Raw genomic sequence first — 9,321 nt, 5'->3', positions numbered from 1 at the left:
CGCGCGCCGAGCGCGACGGGCCGTCGTGCCACAGGTCCGGGGCCGCCGCGGCGGCGATGCCCGCCGCTCCGGCGGCCAGCAGCCCGAGGGCGCGGCGGCGGTCAACGTTCGGCATGAGGTCTCCGAGGGGTGTCTGGGCGTCGGCGGAACACATCGTTGGACGCCGTCCGGGGCGCATGTGTTCGATCGGCCCCCATCGTGGCGGACGTCACCCCTCGTCCGCCACGTGGACCGCGTCCTCCGGGGGCGTGGACATGCGTCCTCCGGGGGCGTGGACATGCGTCCTCCGGGGGCGTGGACATGCGCCCCCCGGGCGTGTGGACGGCGCGTGCTCCGGGTGCGTGGGCGGCGCGTTCTGCCGACGTGTTGACGGCGCGTCCGCGAGGGGTCACACGGTGGTGTCGGCCGGTGCCGCCGCCGGCGCCGGGGCGAGGGACGCCGCGGCCTCGTCGCCCCGGCTGTTGCGGACGCCGAGGCCGACGACCGCCGCCGCGACGGTGAACAGGGCGCCCGCGAGCAGCGCGCGCTGGAAGCCCTCCGTGGTCGCGTGCGGGACGTCCGTCCCCAGTTTGAGGAGGTGGCCGGTGCGGTCGGCGGCGAGCACCGCCATGATGGCCAGGCCGAGCGCCGTCCCCAGCTGCTGGGACGAGTTGAGCAGCGCCGCCGCGACGCCCGCCCGGTTCGCCGGGACGCCGGAGTTCGCCGCAGCGGTGACGGACACGAACACCACGCCGAGGCCGAGCGCGACCACCAGCAGGCCGGGCAGCAGGTCCGTCACGTAGGAGCCGCCGACGGGGACACGGGAGAGCAGGAACAGCCCGGCCGAGCCGATCAGCGCGCCGACCACGATCAGCGGTCGCGTCCCGAACCGGGGCAGGAGCTTGGAGGTGACGCCCGCCGCCACGCCGACGCACGCGCACAGCGGCAGGTAGGCCGAACCGGTCCGCAGCGGCGAGTAGTGCAGGACGCTCTCCATGTAGAGGCTGACGAAGAAGAACATCGCGGCCCCGCCCGCCAGCACCAGCAGCTGGGTGACGTTGGCTGCCGCCAGGCCGCGGATGCGCAGGGTGTCCAGCGGCAGCAGCGGATGCGCCGACCGCGTCTCGTTGAGCACGAACAGCGTCAGCAGGACGGCCGAACCGGCGAGGCCGCCGACCGTCCGGACGGCGCCCCAGCCGACGTCCGGGGCCTTGACCAGCGTGAACACCAGCAGCAGCATCGCGCCCGTGACCAGCAGCGCGCCCGGCGCGTCGAACTCGCGGAGGCGGGCCGTCCGGCGGTCGTCGGGCAGCAGCAGCGGGACGACGACCAGGAGGGCGACGACGACCGGGACGTTCACCAGCATCACCCAGCGCCAGCCGAGACCGTCGGTGAGGACCCCGCCGAGCAGCACGCCCGCGCCGGACGCGGCGCCCGCCATGCCGCCCCAGACGGCGAACGCCCGGTTGCGCTCCGGGCCCTCCCGGAAGGACGTCGTGAGCAGCGACAGCGCGGCGGGCAGCATCGCCGCCGCGCCGAGGCCCTGCACCATCCGCGCGGCGACCATGACGGACGCGGTCTGCGCGAACCCGCCCGCCGCGGACGCCGCGCCGAACAGGACCGTCCCGGCGACCAGCACCCGGCGGCGGCCCAGCAGGTCGGCGACGCGTCCGCCGAGCAGCATGAACCCGCCGTAGGTGAGCAGGTAGCCGCTGGGCACCCACTGCAGGCCCGCGACCGAGAAGCCGAGGGCGCGCTGCATCGCGGGCAGCGCGATGTTGACGATGGACGCGTCGATGAAGTCGAGGAACGCGACGCCGCACAGCAGCGCCAACGTGAACTTGCCCCGGCGCGTGGCCAGGAACGGACTGTCGGACATCTGGGGTTCGCCTCCGTCTTCGGTGGGTTACGCGATCCAGGAGGCGGCGGACGGCGAGAACGTGACGGGTCTGAGAGACGAATCTCAATTCCGCCGGGGATGTCACACTTCGGGGGTCTTCGCACCTCAGGGAGGCGGCGAACAGGAGGACCCATGCCCCACCACATCCCGCCCCCGCCCACCGAGGACGACGACACGCCCTCGCCGCGGCCCGCCCCCGCCGGGCCGCCGGCGGAGGACTCCGTGAACCCCGCGCCGGACGAGGCCGAAGGGGCGGCCCCGGACGACGCCGCAAGGCCCCAGGCGGGCGACGCCGCAAGGCCGGTGGTGGACAGGGCCGCAAGTTTCCAGGCGGACGGCGTTGCGGGGCGGGTGGCGGACGAGGCCACCGAGATCTACGCCGCCCATCGCGAGCTGCTGTTCTCGATCGTCTACAACCTGCTGGGGAGCGTCGCCGACACCGAGGACGTCCTCCAGGACACCTGGCTGGCCTGGGCCGCGCACGGCCTGGACGGCGTGGAGAAGCCGCGCGCGTACCTGGTCCGGATCGCGGTGAACACCGCGCTCGCGCGGCAGGCGGCGGTCGCGCGGCGGCGCGAGACGTATCCGGGGCCGTGGCTGCCGGAACCGCTGGTCGGCGCGGCCGGGACCGGCTTCGGAGCGGGGTCCGGCGCGGCGGCGGCGGTCGGGGAGGACGCCGCCGAGGACGTGGCGCGGGGCGAGGCCGTGTCGCTGGCGATGCTGGTCGTGCTGGAGACGCTGACGCCGCTGAGCCGGGCGGTGTTCATCCTGCACGAGGTGTTCGGCTACCCGCACACCGAGATCGCGGAGATCCTGGACCGGTCGCCCGCGTCCGTCCGGCAGGTGGCGCACCGCGCGAAGCTGCACGTCCAGGCACGGCGGACGCGCCGGAGCGTGGACCCGCGCACGCAGCGCGAGGCGACCGAGCGGTTCCTCTCCGCCGCGCTGGGCGGCGACCTGGCCGCGCTGATGCGGATCCTCGCGCCGGACGTGACCATGTGGTCCGACGGCGGCGGCGTCCGGCGGGCGGCGCTGCGTCCGGTCGAGGGCCGCGACAAGGTCGCCCGGTTCATCGCCGGGTCGGTCCGCCGGCGTCCGGAGGACCTGGACGTCCGCTACCGGACCGTCAACGGGGACCCGTCCGCGGTGCTCTTCGAGGGCGACGCGCCGTTCGCCGTCATGGTGCTCGACATGGCCGCCGACGGCGAGCACGTCGAGGGCATCTACGCCGTCAGCAACCCGGACAAGCTCACCCATCTCGTCGATGACGAGCCGGACGGCTGACGGGCATGCCGACGGGCACGCGGACGGGCGCTCCGCACGGGCGCTCCGGACGGGCGCTCCGGACGGGCGGCCGGGCAGCTGCTCGGGGCTGCGCCGCCGGTGCCCTATCGTGGGCGGATGCCCCAGTCAGCCGAGGAACGGACGCGCCGCGCCGCGCCGCGCCGCCTGCCCCGGGGACGGCACGCCCTCGCCCCCGAAGAGGTCGAGCGCATCCACCGCGACCGGCTGTACGCGGCGATGGCGGAGGCGATGGCCGAGCGCGGTTACGTCCGGACGTCGGTCGAGGACGTGCTGCGGCGCGCGGTCGTGTCCCGCCAGAGCTTCTACCGGTTGTTCGACTCCAAGCTCGACTGCTTCATGGGCGCGTTCGAGCGGGCGGGCGAGATCCTGGTGGCGCACGTAATGCAGGCCCTCGGGCGGTACCAGGACACCGCCTCCCCCGGCGACGCCGACGCCAAGGGCACCGGTGGAGCCCGCTCCGGCGGGACGGCCGAGGATCGGCTGGCGGCGGTCGAGCACGCGCTCGCCGCGTACCTGGACGTCCTCGCCCGGGAGCTGCCGTACGCGCGGCTGTTCCTGGTCGAGGTGTTCGCGGCCGGTCCCGAGGCCGTGCAGCGCCGGACGGCCCTGCAGGGCAGCCTCGCCGGGGTCTTCGCGGACCTGATCGGGGCGCGGGACGAGGCGGGCCGCTACACCTGCCAGGTGATCGTCGCCGCGACCAGCGCGATGGTGACGCCCGCCGTCGCGGCGGGCGATCCCGAGGCGCTGCGCGCGCTCGGGCCGCCGCTCACCGAGCACATCCGCCGCCTCTGGCACGCGGGCATGTTCGGCCCCGACGACCCCCGGTGGACGAGCCCACCGCCGACAGGAGATCCGTGCGCTCAGTCGGCGAGCCACCCCGGGCTGACCAGGCCGGACTCGTAGGCCAGGACGACCAGCTGGGCGCGGTCGCGGGCGGCGAGCTTGGTCATGATGCGGCTGATGTGGGTCTTGGCGGTGGTGGGGCTCAGCACGAGGTGGGCGGCGATCTCGTCGTTGCTCAGCCCGGCGGCGGCCAGCCGCAGCACCTCGCGCTCGCGGTCGGTGAGGGCGCCCAGCCGCGGACCGGGGTCGGGCGCGCGGACCCGTCCGGCGAACTCCCCGATCAGGCGGCGGGTGATGCGCGGGGTGATCAGGGCGTCGCCGCGGTGGACGACCCGCACGGCCTGGATCAGCTCCTCCGGCTCGGTGTCCTTCAGCAGGAAGCCGCTGGCCCCCGCGCGCAGCGCGCCGTAGACGTACTCGTCCAGGTCGAAGGTGGTCAGGATGACCACGCGGACGTCCGCCAGGCGCGGGTCGGCGGTGATCGTCCGGGCCGCCTCCAGGCCGTCGGTGCCGGGCATGCGGATGTCCATGAGCACGACGTGGGGGCGCAGCGCGCGGACGCCCTCGACCGCCTGCGCGCCGTCCCCGGCCTCGCCGACCACCTCGATGTCGTCCTCGTCGGAGAGGATGGAGCGGAACCCCGCGCGCACCAGCCGCTGGTCGTCGGCCAGCAGAACCCTGATCATGCAGTCCTCTTCTCGTGGGGCAGGCGGGCGCGCACGCGGAAGCCGCCGTCCGGGCCGGGGCCCGCCTCCAGCTCGCCGCCGAGCGCGCGGGCGCGCTCCCGCATCCCGCCGATCCCGCTGCCGGACGCCGCCTTCGCCGGGTGCGTCTCGGGCTGCGGCTCCGCCGTCCACCGGTCATCGGACGCGTCCGGCGGGCGGGGCGGCAGGGGGTGGGCGGCGGCGGGGCCGTCGTCGACGACCTCGATGGTGACCGCGTCGACGGCGCGCTCGACGCGGACGTCCACGCTGCTCGCGCGGGCGTGCCGGACGACGTTGGTCAGCGCCTCCTGGACGATCCGGTACGCCGCGAGCCCGACCTCGGTGGGCGGACGGCCCGGCCCCGACACGTCCGCCCGCACCCGCAGCCCGGCGGACCGGGCGCGTTCGACCAGGTCGCCGAGGCTGTCGAGGCCCTGCGCGGGGGCGGTCGGGGCGTCCTCCCCGTCCTGCCGCAGGACGCCGAGCATCACCCGCAGCTCGCGCAGCGCCTCGGTGCTCGTCTCGCGGATCGCGGCCAGCGACTCCTCGGCCATCTCCTCGCCGCGCCGCCTGTCCTTGCCGTAGCGGCGCAGCGCCGCCGCCGACTGGACGCTGATCAGCGACAGGTGGTGGCCGACGACGTCGTGCAGTTCGCGCGCGATGCGCAGCCGCTCCTCGGTGGCGGCGCGCTGCTCGACCGCGCGGGCGTGCGCGGCGGTCGTGTGCCGCAGCCACCCGATGACGACGACGGCGACCAGCCAGCCCGCGAGCATGAACAGCGCGATGCCGTTCACGTCGCCGTTGCCCGCCATCGTCCCGAACCCGACGAGGCCGACGGCGATCGAGCCGATCCCGGCCGCGACGCGCGGACGGCCCGACTCGGCGACCGTGTAGAGCGCCACGATGAACGCCACCAGCAGCGGCCCGTCGTAGTCGCTCAGCAGGTAGTAGACGATGCTCGTGACCAGCGTGAACACGGCGACGGGCACCGGGTGGCGGCGCCGCGCGACCAGCGAGCCGCACACGGCGAGGATGAGGCCCCAGCCGACCGCCGTGACCGTCCAGGACTCCGTGCGGGGCGCGTACAGCGACTGCGCGCTGCCCGCCGTCACCACCACCAGGACGCCGGCGGCGATCGCGACGTCCGCCGCCCGCCCCCGGGGCCATCCGACCACCATGGCCCCACCCTAGGGCGTGTCCGAGAGTCGGCGTCCGCCGCGCGGTGGGGCGGGCGGCGTCGCGACACGCCCTAGTTCGGCGGGCTTGTGGCCAGGGTGGTGACGGCGGTGGCCAGTTCGGCCGCGTAGGCGTCGGTGAGCTTGGTGGCGTCGAAGACCAGCCCGTACCACATCGGCCCGAAGACCAGGTCGATGAGGATGTCGTTGTCCGGATAGGTGACCTCGCCGCGGCTCCGGGCGCGGTCGAGGATCTCGCCGACGGCGGCGCGGCGGGACCGGATCAGGGTCTCGGTGACGCGGCGGGCGAAGTCCGCGTCCTGGAGGGCCTCGGCGGCCAGGGCCTGGTTGAGCGCGCCGGGCACGCCGCGCTGGGCGGCGAAGGTCTCCTCCAGCAGGGTCAGCAGGTCCTCGCGCAGGTCGCCGGTGTCGGGGTTGGGCAGGCGGGTGCGCGCGTAGGCGGCCAGGGCGTCGAGGATGACCTCGCCCTTGCTGGAGTAGCGGCGGTACACGGCCTGTTTGGACACGCCGCTGCGGGCGGCGATCCCCTCCATGCTCACCCCCCGGTAGCCCTGGTCGGCGACCAGTTCGAGGGTGGCCTGGCGGATGGCGTCGTCGACGGCGGGGTCGCGGGGTCGTCCGGTCATGGGCCGAGCGTACTTGACATACGGACCGTGCCGTATTCTAATTCCAATACGCACCGGACCGTAGCGAAAGGGAGTGCGTGGTGAGAACTCGTTCCTCAACCCCGGCACTGGTGACGCTGGCACTGGGCTACTTCACCCTGGGGACCGCGTCGCTGGCCGTGGTCGGCCTCGGCGCCCCGATCGCCGCGGACCTGCACGTCCGCCCCGCCACCATCGGAACCCTGGTCACCGTCTTCTCGCTGGTGTTCGCCCTGGCCGCGCCGCTGACCGCGGTCGCGCTCGGACGCATGGACCGCAGGCGGGTCCTGCTGATCGGCCTGGCCCTGATGCTGGCCGGCGGGCTCGGCAGCGCGCTCGCCCCGACCTTCGCGACCCTGGTCGCCGCCCGGGTGGTCGCCGGACTGGGCGCGGCGGTCTTCGGACCGGTCGCCTCGGCCACCGGCTCGATGATCGTCCCGGCCGAGCAGCGACCGCGGGCGCTGGCGGTGGTGTTCGGCGGGATGACCGCCGCCACCGTCCTGGGGGTGCCGCTGGCCTCGGCGGCGGGCACGACGGTCGGCTGGCGCTGGACGCTGGCCGCGGTGGCGGTACTGACGGCCGCGGTGATGGCGCTGCTGGCCGGGTCGCTGCCTCCGGTGGCGGCGGGCCCCGCACCGACCGCGCGCGGGTTCGTCCGCACGCTGCGGGCCCCCGGAGTCGTGCCGATCATCTCGACCACGCTGCTGGTGCTGACCGCGCAGTTCACCGTGTACGGGGTCGCCGGGGCCTACCTGGCGGCCCGGTTCGGCGCCGCCACCGGCATGGTGTCGCTGACGCTGCTGGTGTTCGGCGCGGTGGGAATGGTCGGCAACGCCGTCGGCCCGCGGCTGTACACGCGGCTGGGCGGGGCGCGGACCATCGCCGCCGCGCTGGCCGGGCTCATCGCCACCTTCGCCGCGCTGACGGCCGCGCCGGGCGTCCTGCCGGCCGGGATCGGGGTGTTCGCCTTCTGGGCCTTCTTCAACACCGTGTTCATGGCGCCGCAGCAGACCCGGCTGGTCGAGCTGCTGCCCGAGCAGCGCGGGGTCCTGCTGGCCCTCAACGCCTCGGCGCTGTACCTGGGCATGAGCCTGGGCAGCCTGCTCGGCAGCGGCCTCCTGCCCGCCCTCGGCGCCCGGGGACTGTCGGCACTCCCGCTGCTGCCGCTGACCCTGGCGGTCGGCGCCCACATGCTCTCCACCCGCTCGACCGGCCGGCCGAGCCCGCTCGGCACCCACGCCCCGACCTCCAGCGCGGCCTCCGTCGAGACCTCGGCGAAGACTCCCCTCGAGCCCTCGGCGAAGGCTCCTGTCGGGACCTCCGCCGCGACCCACCACTGATCGAAACAAGAACACGAGAAACCAGGAGAACGTCATGTCCCAGCACTGTTCACGGCGCAGCCCGGCCACCAGGGCATCGCCGTGGTGGACGTGTTCCGCATCGCCGACGGGAAGATCGCCGAGCACTGGGACCTGCGCGAGGACGTCCCCGACACCACCGCCAGCGGCCGTCCCGTCGTCTGACCGGTCCGTTCCGATTCCGCCGTACGTCCTGTTCCAGGAAAGGCAAGAAGCATGTCCACTTCCGACACCGCCCCGCTGAGCGACCAGACCATCCTGATCACCGGAGCCACCGACGGGCTCGGCCGCGCCCTGGCCCACCGGCTCGCCGCCGAGGGGGCGACGCTGATCCTGCACGGCCGCAACCCCGTCAAGGGCCGGGACCTGCTGGACGAGCTGCGCGACCGGACCGGCAACCAGCGGCTCACGTTCGAGACCGCCGACTTCGCCGAGCTGGACCAGATCCGGGCGCTGGGCGAGCGGGTGGCCGCCCGCGACCGGCTGGACGTCCTGGTCAACAACGCCGGCATCGGTGTCGAACGCGCACCGCAGCGCAGCGCCGACGGGCTGGAGCTGACCTTCCAGGTCGACTACCTGGCCACCTACACGCTCAGCTGCCTGCTCACCCCGCTGCTGGCCCTGTCCTCCCGGGCGCGCGTGGTCAACGTCAGCTCCGCCGGGCAGGCGCCCCTGGACTTCCAGGACGTGATGCTGGACCACCGCTGGGACGGCGTCCAGGCCTACTGCCAGGCCAAACTCGCGCAGATCATGCTCACCTTCGAGCACGCCGAGCTGCTGCGCGGGCGGGGCGTCACCGTCAACGCCCTGCACCCCGCCTCCTACATGCCCACCAAGATCGTCGAGGGGCTGTTCGCGGTGCAGAGCACCCTGGAGGAAGGAGTGGCCAACACCGCCCGCCTGGTCGGCGACCCGGCCCTCGCCGAGGTCACCGGGACCTATTTCAACCGGGCCCGTCCCGCGCGAGCCCATCACCAGGCCTACGACGAGCAGGACAGGGCCCGACTGCTGGCGCTCAGCGAAAAGCTGACCGGCATCCCGTTCCCCGCCGCGCCGCAGCTCGCCGCCTGAAGCGGGTGCCGCGCCCCAGGCGGCGGGGCGCACTCGTCCACGCGGCGGCCGAGCGCTTCGTCCACCGGGCGTCGGCGGGGTCCGGCCGAGCGCGGGGCGTTGACCGGCGGGCGGGGACGGATCTACGCTCGGCGCGAAACCAAGCTAACGCTTGACCGACAACATGGGGAGGTCCCGTGACCGCGGATCCCGCAGGCCGAGCCGTCCCCCCGGACGAGAAGACCGGCCCGGCGACCGCGACCGCCGGGCGGGCGGACGCCGCGCCGGCGCAGGTCGACGCGAACGCCGCGCAGGGGGGCACGAACGCCGGGCGGGCGGACG

The 9,321-nt window shown here is 74.7% G+C and carries 8 protein-coding genes; 4 read left to right on the top strand and 4 right to left on the bottom strand.

The window, feature by feature from the left end:
* Positions 1-388: 388 nt before the first annotated feature.
* The gene (locus DZF91_RS15795) at positions 389-1,858 is read right to left on the bottom strand and encodes an MFS transporter (protein WP_117358227.1); all 1,470 of its coding nucleotides are present in this window, start codon (positions 1,856-1,858) and stop codon (positions 389-391) included.
* A gap of 153 nt (positions 1,859-2,011) precedes the next feature.
* Here DZF91_RS15795 and sigJ point away from each other — a divergent pair, with 153 nt between their 5' ends.
* Both sigJ and DZF91_RS15785 read left to right on the top strand, forming a co-directional pair.
* Positions 2,012-3,163, top strand: coding sequence for an RNA polymerase sigma factor SigJ (gene sigJ, locus DZF91_RS15790; RefSeq protein WP_117358226.1), 1,152 nt, complete (start codon positions 2,012-2,014; stop codon positions 3,161-3,163).
* Positions 3,164-3,280: 117 nt separating this feature from the next.
* A complete protein-coding gene (locus DZF91_RS15785) occupies positions 3,281-4,087 on the top strand; it encodes a TetR/AcrR family transcriptional regulator (protein ID WP_117358225.1) in 807 nt (268 codons plus the stop codon).
* Here DZF91_RS15785 and DZF91_RS15780 read toward each other — a convergent pair.
* The 3 genes from DZF91_RS15780 to DZF91_RS15770 all read right to left on the bottom strand — a co-directional run bounded on the left by DZF91_RS15780 (position 4,045) and on the right by DZF91_RS15770 (position 6,553).
* A complete protein-coding gene (locus DZF91_RS15780) occupies positions 4,045-4,713 on the bottom strand; it encodes a response regulator transcription factor (RefSeq protein ID WP_117358224.1) in 669 nt (222 codons plus the stop codon). The genes DZF91_RS15785 and DZF91_RS15780 overlap by 43 nt on opposite strands.
* Positions 4,710-5,909, bottom strand: coding sequence for a sensor histidine kinase (locus DZF91_RS15775; RefSeq protein WP_117358223.1), 1,200 nt, complete (start codon positions 5,907-5,909; stop codon positions 4,710-4,712). The genes DZF91_RS15780 and DZF91_RS15775 overlap by 4 nt, the downstream gene beginning before the upstream one ends.
* Before the next feature lie 71 nt (positions 5,910-5,980).
* Positions 5,981-6,553, bottom strand: a complete 573-nt coding sequence (locus DZF91_RS15770; protein WP_117358222.1) for a TetR/AcrR family transcriptional regulator — start codon at positions 6,551-6,553, stop codon at positions 5,981-5,983.
* 80 nt (positions 6,554-6,633) lie between these two features.
* Between DZF91_RS15770 and DZF91_RS15765 the strand changes: the two genes are divergently transcribed.
* Together DZF91_RS15765 and DZF91_RS15760 are read left to right on the top strand one after the other, a co-directional pair.
* Positions 6,634-7,911 (top strand): MFS transporter, encoded by a 1,278-nt coding sequence (locus DZF91_RS15765; protein ID WP_117358221.1) that lies wholly within the window; start codon positions 6,634-6,636, stop codon positions 7,909-7,911.
* A 234-nt stretch (positions 7,912-8,145) separates the two neighbouring features.
* Positions 8,146-9,000 carry an SDR family NAD(P)-dependent oxidoreductase gene (locus DZF91_RS15760; RefSeq protein ID WP_117358220.1) on the top strand — a complete coding sequence of 285 codons (855 nt, stop codon included), beginning with the start codon at positions 8,146-8,148 and terminating at the stop codon, positions 8,998-9,000.
* The last annotated feature ends 321 nt before the right edge of the window (positions 9,001-9,321 follow it).

The sequence above is a fragment of the Actinomadura logoneensis genome (genome assembly GCF_003428695.1).
GTDB lineage: Bacteria > Actinomycetota > Actinomycetes > Streptosporangiales > Streptosporangiaceae > Spirillospora > Spirillospora logoneensis.
The sequence above is the reverse complement of the archived record's forward strand: the minus strand, read 5'-3'. Positions and strand labels throughout refer to the sequence as shown.